The organism is Vibrio sp. 2-2(8) (assembly GCF_963888495.1).
Taxonomy (GTDB): Bacteria; Pseudomonadota; Gammaproteobacteria; order Enterobacterales; family Vibrionaceae; genus Vibrio; species Vibrio anguillarum.
This window is the reverse complement of the sequence record NZ_CAWPJM010000052.1, coordinates 247801-274309: the sequence shown is the minus strand read 5'-3', so window position 1 is coordinate 274309 and position 26509 is coordinate 247801. Positions and strand designations below refer to the sequence as shown.

Below are 26509 nucleotides of genomic sequence, written 5' to 3'. Positions count from 1 at the left end.
TTGATGTAAAGGCTTGTTCAGGCTTTCCTGGATTATCTATATAATAGCTAACCGTTATGTTTGAAGTTAATTTAAATACAATTTCTTTAGTAGGAAGATGATGATCAGGAATACCATTATATATGTCTTCCTTGATGTGTTGAGTAAAGCATCAGCCTTAATAATACTCCCATTAGTAACGAAAAGTTTATCAGTAGAGAGCTATGGATCTTATAAGTTCATAATGGAATTTTCTATCTTCGTCGTAATGATATCAACTTTAGGAATCGGCTCAAGCATTGCGAGATATAATTTTGATAAATTAAATATAAAGAGAGTTTATACACTAGGGTATGCTACATCTCTCATTTCAATTCCAATTAGTCTTATACTCCTCGCTTTTATTAACTACAAACATAATATTAGCTTTTCCATTGGTTTTATGTTTACAGCAATCAGTTTTCTCACGATGTTTAACTCTTATAGTAGGCAGTTTTTTACTATAAATAAAAAAATCAAAGAATTCTCAATTATAAAAGTTGTTGAGCTTGTTGTGTTTTTTTTGTCTATTGTGGCTTTCTACTACTTTGGAATGCTGAATATCTACTCGCTGTTATTCTCAATGTTAATGATGGTTACTGCAAACACTGTGCTATCGCTATCCTATGCTAGTGAAATTATAAACTTTGATTATGCTGGTTCGTTCATTAGTGTGTTCTCTAAAATTAGAAAATTCTCGATAGACAGTTATATTTCTGGAGTGGTTAAATACCTAAACCTGAATTTGGAGAAAATATTCTTTGCTTTCTATCTTACCGGCACAGGTTTTGGCATATATGCACTGGCAGTGACAATTGGTACAGTCGTTAGGACTGTGGGAGTTGCTTTGTTTCTGTCTTTTGCTCCCACCTACTATGAGAATCACAGACAAGGAGACTGCGTAGGAAATCAGCGCATCTTTAAATCTCTGTTCTTTTTAGCACCTATATTATATTTTGTATTTATTATATTAGTTGAACTTGGTTGGAAGTATATTATTGACGGTGAATATTATGAATCAAAAAAATATGTAAGTGTCATCTCTCTAATATACACGCTGGAAATATATTATGGACTGACTCAGTACTATTGGTTCCAGATAAAAAATACAGAATTTTTGTTAAAGTACGAAGTTTTATTTTTCACTTTGTACTCATTGTGTTTAGGAAGTATTTTTGTAGTGAATACACTAGATTTGATGTCGATACTATACTTTATAGCAAGTTTGACCACGTCTAAGATATTTATATTGGTTTTTTATAACAAAGATCATGAGTTGAGAAAGATATCTAGCTGGATGTTAGGTAGCATATTTTTTATGGTGTGTATTCTTGAAATTACCAACCAAGGTGTTTAAATGAAAGTGATTACAGCTAATATAAAATTAGCCATGCAGGGTACTTTTTTTCTCCTCTTCAAGAACTATTTTAATTCAAAGAAGAAGCTCAGAGAAATATCAAAATTGGATCTATCACAAATTACCAGCTATTTTGAGAAATATAAGAAAAAAGGAAATGTAGACAGAGTAGTTCTAGTTGAACTATTCCACGAGCATCCTACGGTTAATAATAATAATCATATAGTTAGTTTGCTTCTAAGTCATAAGTATTGTACTGAAACAATTGGCTTTCTAAAGTATCGCAGTTGTAGTGAAGTAAAGTATGTTGCAAAGAAGTACAACGTAAGTAAGTTCGTTTATGTGTATACGTGGAAAAACTCGATTTATAGAGTTAAAGCATTCTTTTCTTTGATTAATTCCTTGAGTAAATTGAATTACGAAAAAAGTACAGGCTGGGAGATAAAAGTTGAAGGAGTGGAGATAGGTGATTTAGTATATGATCAATATTTAAGATATACTAACTTACCTACGGTCAGGAAATTAACTATTAACTATACACTCTATATTTATAACGCAATATTTTATTTCTATAGATACTTGGATGTATTGAAAGAAAATAATGTAACAGATGTCATTTTATCGCATGGTGTTTACGCCGAGTATGGAATACTTGCTAGAGTAGCTTCTTCATTAAGTAGAGATATTAAAATCTATCAATGGTTTAATTTGAATCCTATGAATGTGTCAGTACATACGGCAAATAAAGAGTATGTTAGGAAACCGCGATACTATGAACCTAATGTGATGGAGCGCATCCTAAAAAATAATGATAGAAATGACTTGCTCGCGGAATACTCGCACATTATGCGGTCAAGAATGGAAGGTGATGACAAGAATCAAATCGATGTGGCTTTTGTTTACAAGGGAAATGAAATAAATAGCAAAACAGACTTTATTGAACAATATAGTCCTGATAGTAATAAGAAAAATATATTCATTTATGCACATGCATTTGTTGATTCTGTTAGGTACTCACACTGGTCGTTATATTCAGATTACTATACATGGCTATATGAAACACTATTTAATCTAGTTGAAGAGTCAAAAATATCTAATATTTATATCAAACCACATCCGTCAGAATCGATGTATAAATGCAATGTGACAGTGAAGGATACTATTGATGATATTAACTCGAGATATGGTGCCGCGTTTGTTTACTTAGATAAGAAAGTACATAATCGTGTCATTTTTAATATATCGAATACTATCATAACATCTAACGGAACAGTTGCATTAGAGGCTGTTTGTTATGGTATTCCTGTCCTAGTAGCTGGTTCTACGCTGTATGAAAGAGCTGATACGGTTTGTCAACCGAATACTATAGATGAATACGTTAATTGTCTTAGGGATATAGGAAACATAAAACACCCGACTGAGGAGACAATTGAACGAGCCAAACTTTGCTTCATGTTTTTCCAGAAGTATGTATACGTGCCAGCTTCATTTCTGAGGAATGGTTATGTTTTTTCATCGGCAGACCGTTGTGCTGAATACGCCGAGCATAATAAAGCCTTTGGAACAAAAGTTAAATTAGAAGACGAGTTATTATTTCAAGCCTTTGATTATATGCTTGAAAAAAATGAGAATGATACAATATTTTTAGATTGGAAAGCAAGCAATGAAAGTACTTATAGTTAGTGAATCTGATATAGATGGTGGTGCAGCAAGAGCAGCATATCGTTTACACAGGTCATTGCTAGCGCAAAATATCAAAAGCCAAATGTTAGTGCAAAGAAAGATCAGTGATGATTACACTGTAAAATCGAGTACTTCTAAGATCTCTCGAGTAATTAGCAGATTACGTCCACTGATTGATAGGTTACCTTTATTACTTTATAAACAACGTACTAAAACGTTGTTTAGTCCTTCATTACTGCCTTTTAGTAAGATCATTGATCAAATAAATGAATACAAACCAGACGTAGTGCATCTACACTGGATAGCAAGTGGAATGATTCCAATCAAAGATCTCTCAAAAATCAACGCTAAGGTGGTTTGGAGTTGCCATGATATGTGGCCCCTAACTGGCGGGTGTCATTATGACGAGGAATGTGAAGGGTACAAAATAACTTGTAGGGATTGCAAAGTACTAGGGCGAAATGATGCGATTTTAAGTCGCCAGGTATTCAAGAAAAAACTAGCTGCTTACAGACAGATCGGTAGTCTGGCCATGATTGGCTCAAGTAGATGGATGACTAGATGTATAGCTTCGAGTCAATTAACAAGAGGTCTAGAGTCCTTTACTCTACCGAATTGTATCGACACCCAGATATTTAAACCTATAGAAAAAGATGTTGCACGTAGCTTTTTTAAGATTCCTCAGGGAAAAAAAGTAGTTCTCTTTAGCGCAATGAATGTCTTGGGAGATCCGCGCAAGGGGGCGAGAGAGGTTTTTGAGGCGATAGAGAAGTTAGAAAAAAATAATGTAGTGGTTGTAATCGCAGGGAGCAGTAAACCTGAAACCCCACCCGATCTCTCATGTGAGGTTTATTATATTTCTCCATTATATGACGAAGTTTCTTTGGCATTAATGTATAATATTGCGGATGTAATTGTCGTACCATCTCTGCAAGAAAACTTAGCGAATAGTATAGTCGAAAGTATGGCTTGCGGCGTACCAGTTGTTGCATTTAACGTAGGCGGAAATCCAGACTTAATTGATCATGAAATTAACGGATATTTGGCGCATTCGTACGATACTACTGATTTAGCACAAGGAATTAGTTGGATTATTAACAATGATAGTTATTGTAGGATTTCTAAATCAGCAATAACTAAAGTTATGTCTAACTACGAAAGCAATTTAGTGGCAAAAAAATATATAGGATTATACGAAAAAATATTGGAGGACTCTTGATTATAGGTAATGGACTTCTCTCAAGAGCATTTTGCTCATTTGAGCATGATAATGATGTCGTTATATTTGCAAGTGGTACCTCTAATTCTAATGAGAACAATGATGCTAATTTTTATCGTGAAGAGTCTCTTTTGCTTGAAATAATACGTAGTAATAGAGATAAAACTTTTGTATATTTTAGTACTTGCAGTATCGAAGATATTAGTAAAAAAGAGTCAAAATATGTTCAACATAAGCTTAGAATGGAAAGTTTGATTAATGGACAATGTAAAAGTTTCTATATATTCCGTCTGCCTCAAGTTGTAGGCGTTACTAGAAGTAAAACGCTAATAAGCTATTTGTTTAGCTCTATTGGCAGTGGTGAACGTTTTTCGGTGCAGAGAAATGCAACTAGGAACTTAATTGATGTAAAAGATGTGTTTTTGATCTGTAACTATATTATATCCAATCATATATATATTAATGAGGTTACTAATATCGCATCAAGACAAAATTTGGAAGTTATTAGCATTGTTAATATGATCGAAAGTATATTAAGTCGTAAAGCGAATTTTGAATTCATTGATTCAGGTAGTACTAACTATATTGATATTTCAAAAATAGAAAAAATTCCTGATTTTGATGCGTTAAATGACAGCGAGTATGTTAAGCGGATATTATTAAGTTTTTACCAAATTAACGAGAAATTACAATGAAAGGTATTATATTAGCAGGTGGTAGCGGAACAAGGCTATATCCGGTCACAAAGACAATAAGTAAGCAACTCCTGCCTGTATATGACAAGCCAATGATATATTATCCTCTCTCCGTGTTAATGCTTGCTGGGATTCGCGATATTTTACTTATCTCTACTGAACAAGACATAGGAAGGTTTCAAGAACTGTTGGGCGATGGTGACGATTGGGGACTGAAAATTACATATAAGATTCAAAAATCACCTGATGGTTTAGCTCAAGCTTTTGTAATCGGAGAAGAATTTATAGGTGATGATAGTGTCGCTTTGGTGTTAGGAGATAACATATTTTATGGTCAAGGTTTCACGTCAATATTGCGTAATGCTGCTTCTCTAAACAAAGGGGCTCTTGTATTTGGTTATCAGGTGAAAGATCCTAGAAGATTCGGAGTAGTAGGTTTTGATCAGAGCCGAAAAGTTACAAGTATTGAAGAAAAGCCCGAGGTGCCAAAATCAAACTATGCGGTAACAGGTTTGTATTTCTATGATAATCAAGTCGTCGAATTAGCTAAGCTGGTTAAACCCTCAAAAAGAGGCGAACTAGAAATAACGTCGATTAATGAGATGTATCTCAGGATGGATCAACTTGACGTAGAGCTTTTAGGTAGAGGTTTTGCCTGGTTGGATACAGGCACTCATGATAGTCTGATTGAGGCAGGGCAATTCGTTCAAACGATCGAACACAGGCAAGGTTATAAAATTGCTTGCTTAGAAGAGATAGCTTATAACAACGGCTGGATAGACAAAGAGAAAGTTCTAAAAATATCCAGTTCACTTAGTAAAAGTGGTTATGCACAATATCTAGAGGAGTTAGTAAAAAATGACTAATATATTGATCACTGGTGGTGCCGGTTTTATCGGATCAAATTTCATTCCCTACTTTATGGATAAATATCCAGAGTATAATATTATTAACCTAGACTTATTAACCTATGCTGGCTCATTAGATAATCTTGATGAGTGCACAAAAAAATATAAGTACAGATTCATAAAAGGTAGTATTTGCAATAGGGAACTTGTAGAATACATATTTCAAAATTTTAACATTGAAGGTGTAATTCATTTTGCAGCAGAATCCCATGTTGATAATAGTATATCTAATCCGTCCATTTTTATTGATACAAATGTAAATGGTACTTTCACACTTTTGGATGTGGCTAAAGATTACTGGATGGAAAAACCTACCGTATATAAGCCAGGCTATGAAGGTTGCAGGTTTCATCACATTAGTACTGATGAGGTATATGGGACATTAAATGAAGTTGATTTATTTACGGAAGATACTCCGTATGCACCGAACTCACCATACAGTGCTTCAAAAGCATCTAGTGACATGCTTGTCCGTTCGTATCATGAGACCTTTGGTCTTAATACGATTATTACTAATTGTTCTAATAACTACGGACCTAAGCAGCATGAAGAAAAGCTAATACCTACAATTATACGAAAGGCCTTGTCTGGTGAGTGTATACCTATTTATGGCGATGGACAAAATATTCGAGATTGGCTCTTTGTACTTGATCATTGTGTTGGCATAGATCTAACTTACCATTCAGGTGAGTCAGGGAATGTTTACAATATTGGTGGTAGGAACGAAAAGACTAATCTTGAAGTTGTAGATGAGATATGTACTCTTCTTGACAAGAAGATACCAAAGAATTCTAGCTACAAAGATTTGATAACATTTGTCGAAGACAGAGCAGGGCATGACAGAAGATATGCAATTGATGCTACTAAGTTGGAACTAAATTTGGGGTGGAAGGCTAAAGAGACCTTTGAAAGTGGTATCGAAAAAACTATAGATTGGTATCTTAGCAGGATTTAATATGTTATTTTTCATATTGATAATGGCCTATGTTTTTATCTTGGTTCATTACTATAGAAAATACTCCTTTAAAATACTTGGTGATCCAGTTTTTTGGTTGTTATTTTCAACCCTATATTATTTGCTGTTAAGTAATTACTCTTTATTTGGGGTGAATCCTTTCGAATTAAATACTGATACTAAAGTTAGAGTGGATAATATTATAGTCATTGTCAGTTTTTCCATTCTGCTTTCATCTGCATTTTTTTTAAAATTCTTAAAAGTAGACTACGAATGTACATTCAACTTTGAAATTAGTAAACTGACCTTTCAAATTTCGAAAGTTATATTGTTTTTCTGTTTGCTTTACTTTTTGATTTCATATGCTTATTTTTTTCCAAAGGCATTTGGGTTAAGTATACCAGAACGAAGAGAGGTATTCAGTGAGTTGCTTCATCTTAAACACTGGTTTTTTAATGGAGCTTTCTTACTGGCCTCAAGTGTTGCTTTTATTAAGAGTAAAAGTAAGTTTAAAGTCTTATTTCTACTATCTGGATACGCAGTCTTATTGTCATTCCCGTTGTATGTAAGCTATAGAGTGATCGCTATTAAAAGCTTTGTCTTTTTAATCGTATTTTTCTCTATTTATATCCCTTATCATAATAAATCCTTAGTGCAGCTGCTATTGTTTTTCTCGTTGATTATCTTAACAATTGTCATCCCATTGTCCAGAATCGATTTAGGGCAGATTGAGTTGGATTTTTTTAGGGTAATGCTTGCACCCATTGGGGAGGCTATTTTCACACGGCAAAGTATAGATATTACATATGAAAACCTGCTTTCTAAGTCGGATATGTTGACTTTCTTTCAAAATTTTTTACTGTTCTCTTTGCCTAGTTTTCTTCGCCCAATGGAAGTAGATAACATTGATAAGATACTTTCAAATTACTACTTTTACGGAAAAGATTTGGGGCTTGCAGGTTCGGTCCTTAACGAGGGCATTTATTATGGTGGTACCTTGGGGCTTGCATTTAGTACGTTTGCAATCATCTTCTATACTTTTATAGCCAGATTTTTCATTTATAAGTTTAATAGTTTGATGTTGTTTTTTATTGGTTTGTATGCTTCGGCAAATATAATCAATTTATTCCGAAATGGCGTCAGCCAAACCATGTTAATATACTCTTCATCAATTCTATTCTCATTTTGGATAGTAGGAAGAATATCAAAGCACAAAAGGAATTAGATAGTTGAAGATATCTATAATAACCGTTACATACAATGCAGAAGAAACTATTGAACGCACTCTGAATAGTGTAGTTAAACAAGATTATAATAATATCGAGTTTATTTTCGTTGATGGAAGTTCTACTGATAGAACATTAGAAATTGTAAAAGATTATATGGGGGCTATAGATAAGTTTGTATCAGAGCCTGATAACGGTATTTATGATGCAATGAACAAAGGGATAGATCTTGCCACTGGAGACGTATTACACTTTTTGAACAGTGATGATTATTATTGTGATTCAGAAACAATAAGTCGAGTTATGAGTTGTTTTACTGAGGATATTGATATTGTTTCGTCTCCTGTAACAATGGTAGATTCCAAAGAAAGGTATCTTTATGACTTTAAGCCTCTTCCAGAGAACCCATTTAAATGTATCCCCCACCAAGGGTTTTATTACAGGGCAGTCCTACATAAAGACAAGGGGAAATATAGTAGTTATCTCAGATATGCTTCCGACTATGACTTCTATTTGTCGGTTAGAGAGTCGAATAAAATAAAGGTAATTTCCCAGCCTACAGTATTTATGCAGAATGAAGGACGAGGAGTAAGTGACGGTTTTTTCGTGCTTAGTGAATTGTTTTATGTTCAAATTAAGCATGGGCTTTCTTATGGACGAGCATTTCGCCGTTTCATTTTTTTGTTAGCAAAAAATCGAGTAAGACTATTTCTTGAGAAGCCACTCCTAAGGTATTTACTAGATAGGGTTAGATATGGAATTAGATAACAAATTGAAAGGACTGCCAAGCTTAGTTTTGTTGCAAGCAATGGGAGATAATCTAATTTCATTAAATATGTTAGATCAAATTAATGAAAAGTTCCTGATTTTAGGCACTAAACATACTTATGATATAGCACTTTTAATGGAGTCTAAATTACACGAACGTATACACGTTCTTTATGACGAAATTCCATCATTTTATGATATTCGCAATAGTAATATATTGAACGTGGTTAGGGATGTTATTAAGTTTAGAAAGTTCATTAAAGATAATAACGTAAAAAAACTAGTATTTGAAAAGAGTGACTTTAGAGTTCGTCTCTTAACTTTTGGTATTGATGTTTCGGTTTTAGCCCCTACTGATGTTAAAAAAATCTACGGGGCAAGAAAAAACTTGTACTCTGAGTATTTTAGAGAAGAGTTGACTCTGCTTAGTTGTGTGAGTAACTACGACGATGTAAAAAAAATCCTACTAAGCCCTACCACAAGAGTAAGTGCTAAGAATATAACAAGAACGAACCTCTTAGATATGATTAGTGTTTTACATGCGAATGGATTTTTTGTTCAGCTTATTGATTATGATGCATCTTTCTCTGACCTGGAAAATATAGTAGACGACTATTATACTAATACGTCTTTGTATGATGTAAGAAATTTGATAAAAAACTGTGATATGTTTATCGGGGCAGATTCTTTTTTAGTTCATCTAGCTCATTATTATCGTAAGCAATTTTTTATCGTGTTTAATGTTTTAAATACGTCTTTTTTGCCACCAGGCTGTGTCGATATTAAAAACTATATAGTTACTCCTGATGCTTCTGATTTTAAAGCAGAACTGATAGATAGATTTATTTCTATTGGGTTAATAGAAAGTAGCAGGGAAAATTCGTGCGTAAACCGCCGTAAATGCTCGTGGGTGAATAGTTACCCTTAACTAATGTAAAATATGTGGTATTATGCCCCTCGAGAAAGGCACATTTTCTCACTTAGGAAGAAGGTTAGTTTTCTGTTGCTATTTGGTCGATGCTGATGTTTGGTGACTGCCAGGTTTTATGATTCTAGACATCATCTAGAGCATTGATTGCAGGTTGTGACTCTAGTCAACTGTTCGTGGTTATGTCCACAGATCTCCAGGGAAAAATCATGAACATGCCCATGTTTAAAGGATTTGTAGCATGGTGAGCTCACAGTTTTCTTGTTCTGATGGATAGCGGCATCACACAACAAACAATTAACCAATGATCAATTTGACGATCATTTTCAGTGTTTTCTAATACCCCCATAAACAAATTGGAGGTCCAACGATGAGTAACCAGCACCCATTTATGCATTTCGATGTCATTCCAGATTACCGCCAAAAAGGTAAAGTCGAGCACAAGTTAACAGATATCATTTTGTTAACAATTTGTGCTGTACTTTCTGGTCAAGATGACTGGAAAGCGATTAGCCTCTATGGCGAAGCTCGGTTGGATTTCTTGAAGCGATTTGGTGATTTTAGCCATGGCGTTCCCTCTACTTCGCCTATAGCTAGCGATGGGCATGATTAATGCGACTCGCCTACAAAAATGCTTTATCGATGGATGAAAGATTGCTGTGAGCTAACGAAAGGTGAAGTCATTGCTATTGGAAAGGTGAAGTCATTGCTATTGATGGAAAAACCGTTAGGGGCTCTTATGATAACACTCGAGGGCTTGGTGCCATCCACATGGTTAATGCTTTTGCGACCGAAAATGGTGTGAGTCTCGGACTGCATAAAGTCTATGAAAAAAGCAACGAGATTACGGCCATCCCAGAGTTGCTGGAACTGCTTGATATATCTGGTTGTTTGGTCAGTATTGATGCTATGGGATGCCAAAAGAAAATTGCTCAAAAAGTGCTAAACAAAAACGCGGATTACCTACTAGCGGTGAAAGGAAATCAAGGTCGTTTGGAGCAAGCGTTCGATAACTATTTCGATATGAGTATGTTGCAAAAACACGACGGTGATTCTTATAGCACGCAAGAAAAATCGCGAGGCAGACCAGGGAGACCGCATGAAGGTCGTTGATATATAAGGGCTGCAAAGATGCTAAGAATCCGCTTTGAACCTATCACTAATCCCAACTATTGAATGTAACCACATGAAAACAAAGATCTGCTTGTAGATCATTTTCGTTGTTTTGTAATAGCTCCTAGACAATATAGGAGCCTAAATATGAGCGAGTTAACCAACCCATTTATGCATTTCCAAATCATTAAAGACTACCGACAAGAAAGCAAAGTAGATCACAAATTATCAGATATTATGTTGCTGACAATTTGTGGCGTCTTGTCGGGTCATGATGGCTGGGATGGCATTATCGATTTTGGCAATGCTCGCTTAGATTTACTCAAACGATATGGTCACTTTGACGCTGGTATTCCTTCTGCAGATACGCTGTCTCGTGTGGTGGGCATGATGAATCCGGCAGGGTTGCAAAGAAGCTTTATAGCTTGGATGAAGGACTGCCATACACTGACGGATGGAGAAGTCATCGCTATCGACGGTAAAACATTACGTGGCTCTTATGACCGCTCGAAAGGTAAAGGAACGATTCACATGGTGAATGCTTTTGCTACTGCAAACGGAATGAGTATCGGCCAACAGAAGGTTGATAGTAAAAGTAATGAAATTACCGCGATCCCCAAGCTACTTGACTTGCTAGAGGTAAAAGGCTGCTTGGTTACGATTGATGCAATGGGATGCCAAAAGAAAATAGCGCAGAAAATCCTCGATAAAGAAGCGGATTATTTGTTGGCAGTGCAAGGTAATCAGGGAATGCTTGAGCAAGCCTTTGATGATTATTTTCGAATGGACATGCTTCAAGACTTTGACGGCAGTTCTTACAGTACACAAGAAAAAGTCACGGAAGAATCGAAACGAGAGTGGCTTTAGTGAACCGTGATTTGTCGGTTTTAGGTGATATTGAGCATGAATGGCCTGAGCTAAAATCAATGGGCATCGTCGCTTCGATTCGCCAAGAATCGGCTGTAGCAACAGAGCAAGATGTGAGTATTCGTTACTATATATGTTCTAAAGAATTAGAAGCCCAAACGCTGCTTGAAGCGACGCGTTCTCATTGGGGCGTAGAGGCCATGCATTGGTCCCTTGATACCGCATTTAGTGAGGACAACTCTCGTATTAGAGCCGATGATCGCGCAGAGGCTTTAGCAAGGATCAGGCAGATGTGTTTGAACCTATTAAAGAGTGAAACCACCTTTAAAGGTGGTATTAAACGCAAACGGATGAACTGCGCAATGGACGAAAACTACCTAAGTAAGGTTCTCGAAAGCTTTACAGGGCGGTGATGTTCATGCGGTTTCCGTACGAGGCAGACAAGAGACTAGGTTGGCCTTAACAAACACAGATTTGAGTGTTTTAGGTGACTTAGAATTTGATTGGCCCGAGCTAAAAACAATGGGTATCGTCGTTTCTGTGAGACAAGAAGAAGCCGTGGCGAAAGAGTCGGAAGTTACGGTGAGGTACTATATTAGCTCGAAGGATTTAAATGCTAAGGAATTGTTAAATGCAACGCGTTCACACTGGTTAGTTGAGTCGATGCATTGGACACTCGATACTGAATTTGGCGAAGATGCTTGCCGAAAAAGAGCAGAAGAAAGTGCAGAGAACTTCGCAAGGATCAGGCAAATGTGCTTAAACATGCTGAAGAGTGAAACGACTTTAAAAGCAAGTATTAAACACAAAAGAGCAATGTGTGCGATGGATCCTGAGTACCTTTTAAAGGTGTTTGCAAGCCTTTATTAATGGGGATGTTCATGATTTTTCCGTGCACAGATCTCGGAAGATAGTATAAATTGAAGCAGAACCTAACTGCTGAACAGATGTCGTTAGCCCTAATGTTAAAATGGAACCAAATGAAATGAATGAAAAAGTTGCGCTGATCACAGGTATTACTGGTCAAGACGGCTCTTATTTAGCTGAACTTCTAGTTGAAAAGGGTTATGAAGTACACGGTCTTATTCGCCGAGCATCATCATACAATACGGAGCGCATTGATGCGTTAGTAAACGCAGGATCTAATGTTAAATTACATTATGGCGACCTAACGGATTCCTCGAACCTAATTCGACTGGTTAAAGAAATTCAACCTGATGAAATCTATAACTTAGGTGCAATGTCACACGTTGCGGTTTCTTTTGAGTCGCCTGAGTACGCAGCGGATGTCGATGCAATGGGGACTATTCGTCTGTTAGAAGCAATTCGTATCAACGGCTTAGAGAAGAAAACACGTTTCTATCAGGCATCTACCTCTGAGCTGTACGGTGAAGTGCAAGAGATCCCACAAAAAGAGACGACTCCATTCCACCCCCGCTCGCCATATGCAGTTGCAAAAATGTATGCCTATTGGATTACAGTAAACTATCGTGAATCTTACGGCATGTATGCGTGTAACGGCATTCTGTTTAACCATGAGTCACCACGACGTGGTGAAACATTTGTTACTCGTAAGATCACACGTTCTATTGCTAACATCTCTCAAGGTTTGGAGTCGTGCTTACAATTGGGTAACATGGACGCTCTACGCGACTGGGGCCATGCGAAAGATTACGTGCGTATGCAGTGGATGATGCTTCAGCAAGAAGTTGCTGATGATTTTGTTATTGCGACGGGCAAACAAATTTCTGTACGTGAATTTGTGCGTATGTCGGCTAAAGAAGCGGGTATTGAATTAGACTTTACTGGCGAAGGTGTTAATGAGATTGCAACAGTTGTTGCTGTGGATTCAGTTAAAGCACCAGCGGTCTCTGTTGGCGATGTAATTGTTAAGGTTAACCCTAAGTTCTTCCGTCCAGCAGAAGTAGAAACCTTGTTAGGTGATCCTTCTAAAGCAAAAGAGAAGCTTGGTTGGGTTCCTGAAATTACCGTAGAAGAAATGTGTTCAGAAATGGTTCAGGCTGATCTGTCGAAAGCTAAGCAGCATGCACTGCTTAAGCAACATGGTTTTGATGTATCTATTTCTTTGGAGAACTAAATACTATGTCAACGACGAGAATCAAACGTGTGTTTGTCGCCGGCCATAGAGGGATGGTAGGCTCTGCAATTGTACGTCAACTTGAAAAGCGAGCAGATGTTGAGCTGGTCGTTCGTAGTTTTGCTGAACTCGATCTTACTAATCAAGCCTCAGTTGATGCTTTTTTTAAGGAAGAGTGCATTGATGAAGTTTATTTGGCAGCAGCTAAAGTGGGTGGTATTCATGCTAATAATACTTACCCAGCGGAATTTATTTACCAAAACTTAATGATAGAGAGTAATATTATTCATGCTGCTCATGTTAATAATGTGCAACATCTATTGTTTCTAGGTTCTTCATGTATTTACCCTAAGTTTGCTCAGCAACCTATGACTGAAAAAGCATTGCTAACGGGAATACTTGAAGAAACTAATGAACCTTATGCAATAGCTAAAATTGCTGGTATTAAGCTTTGTGAATCTTACAACCGTCAATACGGTCGTAATTATCGTAGCGTAATGCCAACGAACTTGTATGGTTTAAATGATAATTTCCATCCAGATAATTCACATGTAATTCCAGCAATTATGCGTCGTTTCCACGAAGCTAAGCTGAATGATGATAAAGAAGTGGTTGTTTGGGGCACCGGCACGCCTATGCGCGAATTTCTTTACGTCGATGATATGGCAGCTGCTTGCGTACATGTAATGGAGTTGGATAACGAAACTTATCAAGCTAATACAGAGCCTATGCTTTCTCATATCAATGTGGGTACAGGTGTGGATTGTACTATTCGTGAAATGGCAGAAACTATGGCGAAAGTTGTTGGTTTTAAAGGAGACATTGTGTTTGACACAACTAAACCAGATGGAACTCCACGTAAACTGATGGATGTTTCTCGTTTGGCAGACCTAGGCTGGAAATACAGTGTTGATTTAGAAGCTGGCTTAACCACAACTTATCAATGGTTTTTGGAAAATCAAGATAGTTTTAGAAAATAATCCTGCTGTGATGCGTTGTTTGAGTTATGAGCATGATACTAGATACTGAAACGTTTAAAGCCGTGGTAGCTTCGACACCTTTAATCTCTATTGATCTGGTCATTAGAAATAGTAAAGGACAGGTTTTGCTTGGTGAGCGAACGAATCGACCAGCAAAAGGGTACTGGTTTGTTCCCGGCGGGCGGATATTGAAAGATGAAACGTTCGAGTCAGCTTTTGTTCGTCTTGCTCAAACAGAGATAGGTCAAACCTATAGGTTAAATCAAGCTCGCTTTCTTGGGCCTTATGAGCACCTATACGATGATAATTTTTCAGGTGCAGATTTTACAACACACTATGTGGTTCTGGGTTACGCAATCACTTGGGATGGTGATTTGTCATCTTTACCTCAAGATCAGCATCAAGCCTATCAATGGTGGGATGTTGATACTCTTCTGGCTTCTGATAAAGTCCATCATAATACAAAGTTATATTTTCTATAGCGTTTAAAAACAGTTTTTTGATTGCTTCTTATTTATCAAACCCTATGTAACTAGGGTTTGAATTTCAAACAGGCTATTCTTATGTTACTTCCTATCATCATGGCCGGTGGCTCTGGCTCTAGATTGTGGCCATTATCCCGTACTCTCTACCCCAAACAATTCATCAACCTTACCGATGATGATTCCATGCTTCAAAATACTCTTGCTAGATTAAAAAACATTGAGCACGCCCCTCCTTTTCTCATTTGTAATGAAGAGCACCGCTTTATTGTTGCGGAGCAATTACGTAAGCAAAAGTTAACGCATTCCGGTATTGCCCTTGAGCCAGTCGGACGAAATACCGCACCAGCTATTGCTTTGGCTGCATTAGCGGCATTACAAAATGGAGAAGATCCGTTACTGTTAGTCTTGGCTGCTGATCATGTGATTCAAAAAACGGATAAGTTTATTGAATCAGTAAAGAATGCTATTGCTTATGCCGAATCAGGTAAGCTAGTAACTTTTGGCATTGTTCCTCATACACCAGAGACCGGATATGGATATATTAAACAGGGGGAGTCAATTGGCTTAGGTGGTGCTTGTAAAGTTAGCCATTTTTTTGAAAAGCCTAATTTGGAAACGGCAAACCAATATTTAGAGTCAGGTGACTACTTATGGAATAGTGGTATGTTTTTGTTTAAAGCATCTCGCTATTTGGAAGAGTTGAAGTTATACAGTCCTGAAATTTTAAAAGCTTGTGAAGCTTCTATGGAACTAGCGAAAAAAGATTTGGACTTCATTCGTCCCGATGAAAAACTGTTTAGTGCTTGTCCTGATGATTCAATTGATTATGCAGTAATGGAAAAAACGCAGCATGCTGTCGTTGTTCCTATGGATGCAAACTGGAGTGATGTTGGATCTTTTAGTTCATTGTGGGAAGTTTCTGGTAAAGATACCCAGGGTAATGCCTGCCATGGTGATGTGTTGACGGATAACACTCAAGATAGCTATATTTATTCTCAAAATAAATTGGTCGCAACGGTAGGGGTTAAAGATCTTATTGTTGTAGAGACAAAAGATGCTGTTTTGGTTGCTCATAAAGATAAAGTGCAAGATGTAAAAAACATCGTCAATCAGTTAAAAACTGAAAATCGTAGTGAATACCTACAGCATAGAGAGCAATATCGCCCTTGGGGCACCCATGATGAGATTGCTTGTGGTGATCGTTATCAAGTTAAACATTTGGTAGTGAAGCCGGGTGAGCGTACAGCAATGCAAATTCATTACCATCGTTCAGAACATTGGGTTGTAGTACAAGGTACCGCAAGAGTATTTAATGGTGAGAATGTTGATCTTCTGACAGAGAACCAATCAACATACTTGCCCGTAGGTGTTGCTCACTGTTTGGAGAACCCAGGTAAAGTTGATTTGCATCTAATTGAGGTCCGCTCTGGTTCCTATTTAGGTGAAGACGATATTGTGCGAGTGGAAGAGTACCATGCACAGGATAAGCATTAGATGGATGCTTCTATTATTAGGATGTTCTTAAACATTCATTGATATATTTTATATCTTGAGCGGTTGATTTATAAGGATATTGAGCTTATTGCCTAAGGTGTTCATTTTAAAGAGTGTTTGGTGAGTCATCATTTTCAATATTAATATTATAGATACTTCGAGCAAACGAATGAATATATATCATCTTTCATTAAGAACGTTTGAAAAGTCTTACAAATTCAATAGGTAGCTTATGTATACTTCTAGTAAGGTGATTGCAGAGTCTGGCATTCAATTTGGTACCAGTGGTGCACGTGGTTTAGTCGAACAGTTTACTCATGTTGTTTGCGCGGCTTTTGCGTATTCGTTTTTAAGTGGAATTAAAAACTCATATAGTTTCAAGAAAGTTGCAGTGGCGATTGATACTCGTCCGAGTAGTCCAGCAATGGCACAAGCCACAATTGCTGTTATTGAGGCTATGGGCTTTGAGTCTGTTTATTATGGCGTCATCCCAACCCCTGCTCTTGCTTACTCGGCTATGCAAGAAGGCATTCCTTGTATCATGATAACGGGCAGCCATATACCTTTTGATAGAAATGGGATTAAGTTTTATCGTCCTGATGGTGAAATTACTAAAGAAGATGAGCAATCGATAATTAATGCTGAGGTTGAGTTCTCTGAGCCAACATTAAAACCATTAAACGCGTCAACGTTAGCTGCTGAGCAATATGTTGCTCGTTATACTGATTTGTTTGAAGAAGATTTATTAGTTGGTAAACGTATTGGTATATATGAGCATTCCAGTGCCGGTCGTGACCTATACCAAGGATTGTTTGAAGCTCTCGGTGCGGAAGTTATTTCCCTTGAGCGCACAGATGAATTTGTACCGATTGATACGGAGGCGGTCGCTGAAGCGGATAAGATAAAAGCACGTAATTGGTCAAAAGAGCATAGCCTTGATTTTATCTTCTCTACCGATGGGGACGGTGACCGTCCACTGGTTGCCGATGAAAATGGTGAATGGCTGCGAGGTGATATTCTTGGCTTGTTATGTGCCGAAGCGATGAATATTGAAGCGTTAGCTGTACCAGTGAGTTGTAACACGATCATTGAACAGTCAGCACAGTTTAAGGCTGTGTCAAAAACGAAAATTGGTTCGCCGTATGTGATTGCAGAGTTTGCTGAGCTAAATAAACGTTATTCAAGTGTGGCTGGTTTTGAAGCTAATGGTGGTTTCTTGTTAGGTTCTGATGTTGAAATTAATGGCAAGGTATTAAAAGGCTTACCAACCCGTGATGCTGTTTTGCCTGCCATTATGCTGTTATCAGTAAGTAAGGCTACAAGCATTGTTGCTCTTGTTGATGCCTTGCCAAAGCGATTTACTCATAGCGACCGAATCCAGAATGTCGCGACTGAGAAAAGTCATCAAATCATTGCAAAAGCGACCATAGCTCCCAGTAGCTTGCTCCGATCCTTAGGTTTTATGAGTACGACAGTTGAGAGTATAGATACCACCGATGGTCTTAGAATAACGTTGAAAACTGGTGATGTGGTTCACCTGCGTCCCTCGGGGAATGCACCAGAACTACGTTGTTATGCGGAATCTGATTCTGTTGAAAAAGCAAATCAAATCGTAGCATACACGTTAGAAAAATTAAGGACGATTGAGCTCGATAATTTATAAGGGGTGTTTTTGTCCCTGCATTTTCTGATTTATTTCGAATTGTTCGTGCAACAGCTAGAGTTTAGTTGCCCGAACCTATTACTAGGTAGTTTTAATATATAATGAAAGTTTCAATAATAACGGTTTGTTACAATTCGGAAAAGACTATAGAAGACACTATTAATTCAGTAGTTTCGCAAACATATAAGGATATTGAGTATATCATTATCGATGGTGGATCAACAGACAGTACCAATGACATCATTAAAAGACACTCCGGTGATGTGGATGTTTATCTTAGTGAAAAAGATGAAGGCCTTTATGATGCTATGAATAAAGGAATAAAACTGGCTAGTGGTGATGTCATTGGTATTTTAAACTCAGATGACTTTTTTGTCTCTCAATCGAGTGTATCTGATTTAATGTCGGGTTTTAACCAATTGAATATTGATGCAGTGTATTCCGATCTCGTTTATGTACAAGCCGATGACACTGGCAAAGTCACGAGGCTTTACAGTTCTAAAATTTTCAAAAAGTCACTGATTAGATTTGGCTTAATGTTACCGCATCCTACTTTCTATGCCAAAAAATCTGTTTATGAAAAATGCGGTTTCTATAAATTAAATTATAGAGTAGCAGCCGATTTTGAGTTTATAGCCCGTTGTGTGAAAAAAGGGATGATATTCAATCGGGTACCTAAGATAACTGTAAAGATGAGAGAGGGCGGAATAAGCTCTAGTGGTTTTATGTGGCGAATTCATCAAAATGCAGAGATCGTTAGAGCCTGTCGAGAAAATGGGATCTATACAAACCTTGCTATGGTTGCGCTTAAGCTTCCTTACAAAATATTCACATTACTGATTCGAAAATTTGTGAGTGTTTGAGTTATGACAATTCTAGTTACAGGCCCTACTGGCTTTGTTGGACGTGAATTGACAAAGTTGAAAAGGGATTTTCGCTGCGTTGTTCGTTTAGGTGAAAACCATCCATTTAAAAATATATACACCGTACCTGGCATCGACTCATATACTGAATGGGGGAGTTGCTTTGATGAGGTTGATTCGCTAATTCATTTGGCGGGGTTAGCGCACAATAATTCTTTTTCGGTGGCTGACTATAAAGCTGTAAATACAGATGGGACTTTGAGGCTTGCTTTAAAAGCTGCAGAATCTGGTGTAAAACGCTTTGTTTTTGTTAGCTCCATTGGTGTAAATGGAACATCAACCACTGATAAACCATTCATATCAAATGCCAAAGAAAACCCCCACAATGCTTATGCACAATCTAAATACGATGCGGAAATTGGTTTAAAGAAAATTTCTGAAGAAACTGGGCTTGAAGTTGTGATTGTGAGACCCACCTTAGTTTATGGCCCTAACGCTCCCGGCAATTTTGGTATGCTAACGAGGTTAGTCAGTAAGTTGCCGATTTTCCCCTTTGGTTTAGCGAATAATCGACGTGACTTTATTGCCGTGCAGAATTTAGCTGATCTTTTAGTTACTTGTGCTACGCACCCAGATGCTGCAGGGCATTCCTTTTTAGCTAGTGACGGTGAAACAGTTTCTATCCAAGAATTTACAAATGCCATAGCTGAAGGACTTGGGAAGAAAGTTATCCAATTGCCAATTCCAGTGAGTCTAATGCGTCTCATCGGAAAATTAACCGGAAAGTCAGTTATGATTGAACAGTTGTATGGCAACTTAGAAGTGGACTCTTCTAACATAAACGATGTGTTAGGTTGGACACCCCCGCTAACAATGAAGCAAGCAATGGCAACATTGCGTGATACCGGAATAAAATGATATATGATCCGTTTAATTGATTTCCTAGCCGCCTTCTTTGGCTTGCTATTTCTGTGGCCAGTGTTGTTGATTGTTATCATCATTGGTTTGTTTGACACAGGCTCGCCAATTTTTGTGCAAGAACGTGTTGGTCGCAATAAAAAACCATTTAAGTTGATTAAGTTTCGTACTATGTCGGTAGAAACCAAGTCTGTAGCAAGTCACTTAGCGAACAATGCATCAATCACTAAACTCGGTGCTTTTCTTCGTAAAACCAAAATCGATGAATTACCTCAGTTGATTAACGTGCTGAAAGGTGAAATGAGCCTAGTCGGCCCACGTCCAAATTTGTTCAACCAAGAAGAACTGATTAAAGAACGTGATGCATTAGGGGTGTATGATGTTCTACCGGGCATTACTGGTCTTGCTCAGGTGCAGAATATCGATATGTCTACACCACGACTATTGGCAAAAACAGATAAGCAGATGATTGATACCTTGACGCTAAAAGATTACTTCAAGTACATATTAATGACAGCAACGGGTAGTGGTAGTGGTGATGCTGTAAAGTAGGACAGCTTTCAATTTATCTATGACAGACTTTTAAAATTAACGCCAGTATAATGCTGGCGTTGATTTATATAGAGAAATAATATGGCTAGGCTGAACTTTATCTGGAACTTATCGCGGGTTAATAAGCGCATTATTAGTGTCATTATTGACCTTTTCTTTATCGTCTTCTCTTTTTATGCCGCTTATTGGGTAAGAATTGGTGATATTGTTTTGATCAAATCACCAACGGTTCCTTATCTTCTGGGTTGTGTTGCTATCACCACCATCCTTTCTTTCACACGGCTTGGACTTTACCGTGCGGTATTGCGTTACCTTACTTTTCATGCGTTAGCGGTGGTCAGTATTGGCACGGTGATTTCAGCGGCTTCTGTTGCCGTTCTTGCATTTTATTTTAGTGCGCCTATTCCGCGTTCTTTACCCATTATTTACGGAACCTTTCTCTGCCTTTTATGTGGAGGATCGCGACTTATCGTTCGTGTGCTCGTTGCCCAACTCAATGGTCAAGGAAACAAGCCAGTGCTGATTTATGGGGCGGGCTCAGCGGGAAGGCAGCTTGCACTAGCGCTCAGAAATTCGGAAACTCATAAAGTAGTAGGGTTTATTGATGAAGATAAAACCCTTGAAAAGACCGTGATTATGGGGTTGTGTGTACATAATGTTGGTCATGCAGATAGGCTAGTTGCTAAACATAATGTAAAGCAGATACTACTTGCAGTGCCAAGTGCTTCACGTGCTCGAAGGAAGAAAATATTGGAGTCTTTGGTTCACCTTTCAGCGGAAGTACTTACCGTACCAGATATGAAAGATATTGTTGAAGGTAAGGCGAGTATTGATGAGCTAAAAGACGTTGCGATTGAGGACTTACTTGGGCGAGATCCGGTTACACCACAGCGCTCGTTAATGGAAGCAAACATTAAAGATAAAGTCGTTATGGTCACCGGGGCTGGGGGCTCGATTGGCTCAGAGCTGTGTCGACAAATCATCCTCAGCCAGCCGAAAAAGTTGATTCTTTTTGAGCTATCTGAATTTGCGCTATACCAAATTGATCGAGAGCTTAGTCAACTTATTGTCCGCAAAAAACTAAATATTGAAATCGTACCTCTGCTTGGTTCTGTTCAGCGTATTAATCGTTTATCAATGGTGATGAAAAGCTTTAGCATTCAAACCATTTACCATGCTGCCGCCTATAAGCATGTTCCTTTGGTTGAGTTCAATGTCGTTGAAGGGGTAAGAAACAATGTGTTTGGTACTTACTACACCGCAAAAGCTGCAGTAGAAGCTCAAGTTGAGTCTTTTGTACTTATCTCTACAGACAAAGCAGTTAGGCCGACCAATGTCATGGGTACGACTAAGCGCATGGCTGAATTAGGTTTACAAGCCTTGGCAGAGCAAGAAAATGAGAAGCCTAAAGGTACCCGTTTTTGTATGGTGCGTTTTGGTAATGTGTTGGGTTCTTCTGGTTCCGTGGTGCCACTGTTTAAAAAACAGATAGCAACAGGCGGCCCTTTAACTGTTACTGATCCTGAAATAACGCGTTATTTTATGACCATTCCAGAAGCCGCACAGTTAGTGATCCAAGCAGGAGCGATGGGCAAAGGTGGTGATGTCTTCGTTCTCGATATGGGGGAATCTGTGCGTATTTCAGATCTTGCCAAAAATCTTATTCAGCTTTCTGGGTTGGAAGTGAAAGACGAATCTAACCCATACGGTGACATTGAGATAAGTTATACCGGGCTACGCCCTGGAGAGAAGCTGTATGAAGAGCTTTTGATTGGTGACAATGTTGAGAATACGGCACATGAGCGAATTATGACTGCGACAGAAGTAAACTTACCGTTACCTCAATACATGCATCTTTTGGAAGAACTCGACATCGCTTGCCATAACTTTGACCATGAGCGGATCCGAGAATTGTTACTTGAAGCACCAACAGGCTTTGCTCCTAGTGACGGTATTTGTGATTTGGTGTGGAAGAGAAATCATCCAGGAGCAATTCCAAAAGAGAGCTTAGTGACGTACTAATCAAATTAGATTACGGTATCAAAAAAGGGTTTATCATATTGCGATGAACCCTTTTGTGTTTTGGGGCAAAAATATTAGTGGGCTATACATCGGTTAGAATGAAACTTTGCCAGCTGCGACGAATTTTTTAACAGACCATTTGTTGTGATGAATGAATAGCGCGCACTATCGATTCAATGACTCCCTAACAAATGAAAGGATTGAACATGCAGATCATCCACCACGGTGGAAAAGAGACCGTCACGGGCTCTTGTCATGAGCTGAGGCTTGGGAAGAAAAGGATTTTGGTTGATTGCGGCTTATTTCAAGGGCGTGATAGCCGACCAATGGCGATTGATTTTCCATTAACTCATCTGCAGGCGTTGTTGTTAACTCACTCGCACATTGATCACATCGGCCGTATACCTTGGTTATTAGCGGCTGGTTTTCATCAGCCTATTTATTGCACACCCGCTACCGCAGAATTACTCCCATTAATGTTAGAAGATGGGTTAAAGCTTCAACTTGGCTTAGGGCAAGCACGGCGTACAAGAATATTAGAAAGGCTGAATAAACAAATAAAGCCGGTGAATTATGGCGTGTGGCAGCGTATTTCTCGTGATTTAGACAATACTTATTTTCGCTTTACGCCTGCGGGCCATATTTTAGGGTCAGCGTTTATTGAAGTGAAACTGCCAAATAATGAAATTGTCCTGTTTTCAGGGGATTTAGGTCCCAGCAACACACCGTTATTGCCTGACCCAGTCTCTCCGCCTCGCGCCGATTATCTGCTGATTGAATCAACCTACGCGAACAAAACCCACGACAATGTGCAGCTGCGGGCGCAGCGCTTAAAGGACATCATCAACCGTTCTTTGCAAGACGGTGGCACCATTTTAATTCCAGCATTCAGTGTGGGCCGAACACAAGAGCTGCTGTTTGATATTGAACAATTGATCTTCAGCGGTGAAATCGATGGCAATATTCCGATTATTTTAGATTCACCCATGGCGCAACAGGTGACGAAATCTTACCGAAAGTTTAAAAAATTGTGGGGAAAAGAGGCGAAAAAGCGTTTGGATGCACAAAGGCATCCGCTTGCGTTTGAACAGTGTATTACCGTTCAAGATTATCGAAGCCATCAAGCATTGGTCAACCGTTTAGCCTCAACAGGGGAAGCGGCGATTGTGGTGGCCGCGTCTGGCATGTGTGAAGGTGGCCGAGTGATGGCCTATTTAAAAGCGCTGTTGCCTGATAAAAGAACCGATGTGATCTTTGCGGGCTTCCAAGCTCAAGGCACTCTGGGCCGAGCAATTGCGCAAGGCGATCACTCGGTGATGATCGATGGCGATGACGTGCTTGTGAATGCACAGGTTCACAGTATGTCGGGCTATTCTGCCCATGCCGACCAAGCCGATTTGTTGCGCTTTATTGAGGGCATTGTGACTAAGCCTAAGCAAATTCATTTGATTCATGGAGAGCCCACCACAAAGCAAGCTTTTGCGGTTACGTTGCGCAGTTTAGGTTATGAGGTGATAGATTGAGCGCAATGTTTTGCCGTGTTAATTGCATTGTTAATAGCAGTAACTTACTTTTAATAGGTGTAAAAGATTTGTATCCATTAGCAACTAAACGATAACGCTTTGTGGCTTAGACTGTGGCTTGGACTTTTTGTCGGTTAATTACGACGCGGTGTGAGTGCAAAGTGTACATGTGTAGTGGGCGATTCTTACAAACAAAACCTAATCTATTTCACCAATGGGGGTGAGTTGTGAATCTATCGTTAAAAGGTAAGTTGATAATGACAAGTTTGCTTGTTGTTATTGTGATGGCGGTGGTGTTGACGTTACTGTCGGCAAATTTATTGAAAGATGAAACGGAGAGTGGCATTAAGGAAAGGGTGTATGGTATCTCGAAATCGGCAACGAGTTCGATTACCCAATGGCTGGATGTTCGTAGCAAAGTTATTAGCGCGGTGATCCCTCACACAATGAAGGAAGATTCACTGCCTTTTTTACAGCAAGCTCAGCAAGGCGCACAGTTTGATTTACTCTATTTCGGCACTGAGCAAGGCACCATGCACCGTTCTATTCCGTCTCGAGGTGCAGACAATGCAAGCTATGATCCTCGGACAAGAGGATGGTATCAAGAAGCGAAAAATAGCTCCGGCACGATATTAACTGCCGCTTATGCCGATGCGATCACGGGCGCTTTGATGGTAACGCTCGCTGAACCGATTAAGAAAGACGGACAGTTTTGGGGCGTTATTGGTGCTGATGTGTTAATTGATCAATTGGTGAAGGATGTCATTGCGATTGATGCAGGGGCAAAATCAAACGCTATGTTGGTCAACCGTGATACAGGGTTAATTGTTGCACACCGTAATAAAGATTTGATTCTCAAACCGCTGGCTTCTTATAGCCCTAACCTAACGCAACAAGTCATCGACCGCTCAATGGCAGAGAACAAAATACAAACCGTGATGGTTGGTGATGTCGAAAAATTATTATTCTTTACCGCCGTTCCTGAGACTGACTGGGTGCTCGGCATTGAGCTCGATAAAGAGGTGGAGTACACCAATATTGGCGCGCTCTTTATGCAGTTAACCTCGATATCAGTCGCCATTACAATTTTGGTCGTGATTGTGTTTTCGGCATTGGTTGGCTTCTTACTGCGTGACTTGGGCCGAGTCTCCCAAGCATTGGCGGAAATTGCAGACGGTGATGCTGACCTTACGCAGCGCATTGAACCACGTTATCAAGATGAAGTAGGCGCACTGGCGAATAACTTTAATCAGTTCGTCGGTAATATGCACGGCATGATCAAGCGCTTCCATGAAGTGTCGCAAGGGTTAACACTGCAAGCAGAAAACACCGCAGCGCAAGCCCATGAGCGTACCCGACGCATTATGGTGCAACAAGATGAAATCAACATGGTGGCCACTGCGATTAACGAAATGGCGGCCGCAACGCAAGAGATTGCAGGCAATGCAGATAATACAGCGGCCACCTCTTTGGATACGGTGAAAATTTCTAACCACGGTGTTGAGCAGGTGAAAAATACTCAACAGTCGATCAGTGAGTTGTCGAAAGAGATGACGGTGGCCAAAGAGGTCATTGAGAACTTGAACCAGCACGCACAAAACATCAATACGATCTTGTCAGCGATTCAGGGCATTGCTGAGCAAACCAACTTACTGGCACTGAATGCGGCGATTGAAGCGGCAAGGGCGGGTGAGCAAGGGCGTGGATTCGCGGTGGTAGCGGATGAAGTTCGGGTACTCAGCCAACGGACGCACAGTTCGACGCAAGAGATTCAACAGACGATTGAAACCTTGCAGAAAACCACGACTCAGGCCGTGAACATCATGACTGAGAGTAGCAAGCTTTCCGAAAGTAGCGTGGAAGATGCTAACGTGGCCGCGCAAAGCTTAGTGAAAATTGGTGAAGCGGTCGGCACGATCAGCGATATGGCAACCCAAATTGCAACCGCCGCAGAAGAACAGGCGTCAGTCACAGAGGAAATTACGCGTAATACCCAAGGTATACGCGATGTGTCTGATGAACTGGCAAAAGAAGCGCAAGAAGCTTCCCAACAAGCTGAATTGCTTTCTAGCTTATCTAAAGAGCTTCAACACGAAATTAACCGCTTTAAACTGTAACCCTTCTCGATCACTTTACGATTAACCTCCCCCATTAGGGGGAGGAAATTCAGGCAA

20 protein-coding genes and 3 pseudogenes are annotated in these 26509 nt (G+C 39.0%); all 23 read left to right on the top strand.

What is annotated here, in order from left to right; genetic code table 11:
* The first annotated feature begins 97 nt into the window (after nucleotides 1-97).
* A complete protein-coding gene (locus tag AACV12_RS15400; protein WP_339377081.1) occupies nucleotides 98-1375 on the top strand; it encodes a lipopolysaccharide biosynthesis protein in 1278 nt (425 codons plus the stop codon).
* The gene (locus AACV12_RS15395) at nucleotides 1376-3058 is read left to right on the top strand and encodes a hypothetical protein (protein ID WP_170900698.1); all 1683 of its coding nucleotides are present in this window, start codon (nucleotides 1376-1378) and stop codon (nucleotides 3056-3058) included.
* A complete protein-coding gene (locus AACV12_RS15390) occupies nucleotides 3039-4277 on the top strand; it encodes a glycosyltransferase family 4 protein (protein WP_170900696.1) in 1239 nt (412 codons plus the stop codon). Before AACV12_RS15395 ends, AACV12_RS15390 begins: the two co-directional genes overlap by 20 nt.
* Nucleotides 4274-4972 (top strand): NAD(P)-dependent oxidoreductase, encoded by a 699-nt coding sequence (locus tag AACV12_RS15385; RefSeq protein ID WP_170900694.1) that lies wholly within the window; start codon nucleotides 4274-4276, stop codon nucleotides 4970-4972. The genes AACV12_RS15390 and AACV12_RS15385 overlap by 4 nt, the downstream gene beginning before the upstream one ends.
* Entirely contained in the window at nucleotides 4969-5838 is an 870-nt protein-coding gene (rfbA, locus tag AACV12_RS15380) for a glucose-1-phosphate thymidylyltransferase RfbA (RefSeq protein WP_170900692.1), read from the top strand. The genes AACV12_RS15385 and rfbA overlap by 4 nt, the downstream gene beginning before the upstream one ends.
* The gene (rfbB, locus tag AACV12_RS15375) at nucleotides 5831-6835 is read left to right on the top strand and encodes a dTDP-glucose 4,6-dehydratase (RefSeq protein ID WP_170900690.1); all 1005 of its coding nucleotides are present in this window, start codon (nucleotides 5831-5833) and stop codon (nucleotides 6833-6835) included. The genes rfbA and rfbB overlap by 8 nt, the downstream gene beginning before the upstream one ends.
* Before the next feature lies 1 nt (nucleotide 6836).
* Nucleotides 6837-8060, top strand: a complete 1224-nt coding sequence (locus tag AACV12_RS15370; RefSeq protein WP_170900688.1) for a hypothetical protein — start codon at nucleotides 6837-6839, stop codon at nucleotides 8058-8060.
* A 4-nt stretch (nucleotides 8061-8064) separates the two neighbouring features.
* Nucleotides 8065-8829: a glycosyltransferase family 2 protein gene (locus AACV12_RS15365; RefSeq protein WP_170900686.1), complete on the top strand. Its 765-nt coding sequence runs from the start codon at nucleotides 8065-8067 to the stop codon at nucleotides 8827-8829.
* Complete coding sequence (locus tag AACV12_RS15360; protein ID WP_170900684.1) at nucleotides 8816-9757, top strand: hypothetical protein; 942 nt, start codon at nucleotides 8816-8818, stop codon at nucleotides 9755-9757. The genes AACV12_RS15365 and AACV12_RS15360 overlap by 14 nt, the downstream gene beginning before the upstream one ends.
* A 370-nt stretch (nucleotides 9758-10127) precedes the next feature.
* Nucleotides 10128-10843, top strand: a pseudogene (locus tag AACV12_RS15355) (ISAs1 family transposase); the annotation flags it as partial.
* Nucleotides 10844-11017: 174 nt separating this feature from the next.
* Nucleotides 11018-11985 (top strand): annotated as a pseudogene (locus tag AACV12_RS15350) (ISAs1 family transposase); the annotation flags it as partial.
* Between the two features lie 187 nt (nucleotides 11986-12172).
* Nucleotides 12173-12607: pseudogene (locus AACV12_RS15345) on the top strand (ISAs1 family transposase); the annotation flags it as partial.
* A 115-nt stretch (nucleotides 12608-12722) separates the two neighbouring features.
* On the top strand, nucleotides 12723-13835 hold the full coding sequence (gene gmd / locus AACV12_RS15340; protein WP_170900682.1) for a GDP-mannose 4,6-dehydratase: 1113 nt from the start codon (nucleotides 12723-12725) through the stop codon (nucleotides 13833-13835).
* Nucleotides 13836-13855: 20 nt separating this feature from the next.
* Complete coding sequence (gene fcl / locus AACV12_RS15335; RefSeq protein ID WP_445286173.1) at nucleotides 13856-14815, top strand: GDP-L-fucose synthase; 960 nt, start codon at nucleotides 13856-13858, stop codon at nucleotides 14813-14815.
* Nucleotides 14816-14841: 26 nt separating this feature from the next.
* Entirely contained in the window at nucleotides 14842-15297 is a 456-nt protein-coding gene (locus tag AACV12_RS15330; protein ID WP_272870667.1) for a GDP-mannose mannosyl hydrolase, read from the top strand.
* Between the two features lie 81 nt (nucleotides 15298-15378).
* Nucleotides 15379-16794: a mannose-1-phosphate guanylyltransferase/mannose-6-phosphate isomerase gene (locus AACV12_RS15325; RefSeq protein ID WP_170900678.1), complete on the top strand. Its 1416-nt coding sequence runs from the start codon at nucleotides 15379-15381 to the stop codon at nucleotides 16792-16794.
* A gap of 232 nt (nucleotides 16795-17026) precedes the next feature.
* Nucleotides 17027-18457, top strand: coding sequence for a phosphomannomutase (locus AACV12_RS15320; RefSeq protein ID WP_170900676.1), 1431 nt, complete (start codon nucleotides 17027-17029; stop codon nucleotides 18455-18457).
* A gap of 101 nt (nucleotides 18458-18558) precedes the next feature.
* Nucleotides 18559-19320 (top strand): glycosyltransferase family 2 protein, encoded by a 762-nt coding sequence (locus AACV12_RS15315; protein WP_170900674.1) that lies wholly within the window; start codon nucleotides 18559-18561, stop codon nucleotides 19318-19320.
* Between the two features lie 3 nt (nucleotides 19321-19323).
* Nucleotides 19324-20238, top strand: coding sequence for an NAD-dependent epimerase/dehydratase family protein (locus AACV12_RS15310; RefSeq protein ID WP_170900672.1), 915 nt, complete (start codon nucleotides 19324-19326; stop codon nucleotides 20236-20238).
* A gap of 3 nt (nucleotides 20239-20241) precedes the next feature.
* Entirely contained in the window at nucleotides 20242-20790 is a 549-nt protein-coding gene (locus AACV12_RS15305; RefSeq protein ID WP_170900670.1) for a sugar transferase, read from the top strand.
* Between the two features lie 81 nt (nucleotides 20791-20871).
* Nucleotides 20872-22812: a polysaccharide biosynthesis protein gene (locus tag AACV12_RS15300; protein ID WP_170900669.1), complete on the top strand. Its 1941-nt coding sequence runs from the start codon at nucleotides 20872-20874 to the stop codon at nucleotides 22810-22812.
* 206 nt (nucleotides 22813-23018) lie between these two features.
* The gene (locus AACV12_RS15295) at nucleotides 23019-24335 is read left to right on the top strand and encodes an MBL fold metallo-hydrolase RNA specificity domain-containing protein (protein ID WP_170900668.1); all 1317 of its coding nucleotides are present in this window, start codon (nucleotides 23019-23021) and stop codon (nucleotides 24333-24335) included.
* A gap of 227 nt (nucleotides 24336-24562) precedes the next feature.
* Nucleotides 24563-26452: a methyl-accepting chemotaxis protein gene (locus tag AACV12_RS15290; RefSeq protein ID WP_170895454.1), complete on the top strand. Its 1890-nt coding sequence runs from the start codon at nucleotides 24563-24565 to the stop codon at nucleotides 26450-26452.
* Nucleotides 26453-26509 lie beyond the last annotated feature (57 nt).

Coding starts and splice junctions, on each gene's coding strand:
- AACV12_RS15400 (WP_339377081.1), top strand. CDS start 98: ATGATGATCAGGAATACCATTATATATGTCTTCCTTGATGTGTTGAGT.
- AACV12_RS15395 (WP_170900698.1), top strand. CDS start 1,376: ATGAAAGTGATTACAGCTAATATAAAATTAGCCATGCAGGGTACTTTT.
- AACV12_RS15390 (WP_170900696.1), top strand. CDS start 3,039: ATGAAAGTACTTATAGTTAGTGAATCTGATATAGATGGTGGTGCAGCA.
- rfbA (WP_170900692.1), top strand. CDS start 4,969: ATGAAAGGTATTATATTAGCAGGTGGTAGCGGAACAAGGCTATATCCG.
- rfbB (WP_170900690.1), top strand. CDS start 5,831: ATGACTAATATATTGATCACTGGTGGTGCCGGTTTTATCGGATCAAAT.
- AACV12_RS15370 (WP_170900688.1), top strand. CDS start 6,837: ATGTTATTTTTCATATTGATAATGGCCTATGTTTTTATCTTGGTTCAT.
- AACV12_RS15360 (WP_170900684.1), top strand. CDS start 8,816: ATGGAATTAGATAACAAATTGAAAGGACTGCCAAGCTTAGTTTTGTTG.
- gmd (WP_170900682.1), top strand. CDS start 12,723: ATGAATGAAAAAGTTGCGCTGATCACAGGTATTACTGGTCAAGACGGC.
- AACV12_RS15330 (WP_272870667.1), top strand. CDS start 14,842: ATGAGCATGATACTAGATACTGAAACGTTTAAAGCCGTGGTAGCTTCG.
- AACV12_RS15325 (WP_170900678.1), top strand. CDS start 15,379: ATGTTACTTCCTATCATCATGGCCGGTGGCTCTGGCTCTAGATTGTGG.
- AACV12_RS15320 (WP_170900676.1), top strand. CDS start 17,027: ATGTATACTTCTAGTAAGGTGATTGCAGAGTCTGGCATTCAATTTGGT.
- AACV12_RS15315 (WP_170900674.1), top strand. CDS start 18,559: ATGAAAGTTTCAATAATAACGGTTTGTTACAATTCGGAAAAGACTATA.
- AACV12_RS15310 (WP_170900672.1), top strand. CDS start 19,324: ATGACAATTCTAGTTACAGGCCCTACTGGCTTTGTTGGACGTGAATTG.
- AACV12_RS15305 (WP_170900670.1), top strand. CDS start 20,242: ATGATCCGTTTAATTGATTTCCTAGCCGCCTTCTTTGGCTTGCTATTT.
- AACV12_RS15300 (WP_170900669.1), top strand. CDS start 20,872: ATGGCTAGGCTGAACTTTATCTGGAACTTATCGCGGGTTAATAAGCGC.
- AACV12_RS15295 (WP_170900668.1), top strand. CDS start 23,019: ATGCAGATCATCCACCACGGTGGAAAAGAGACCGTCACGGGCTCTTGT.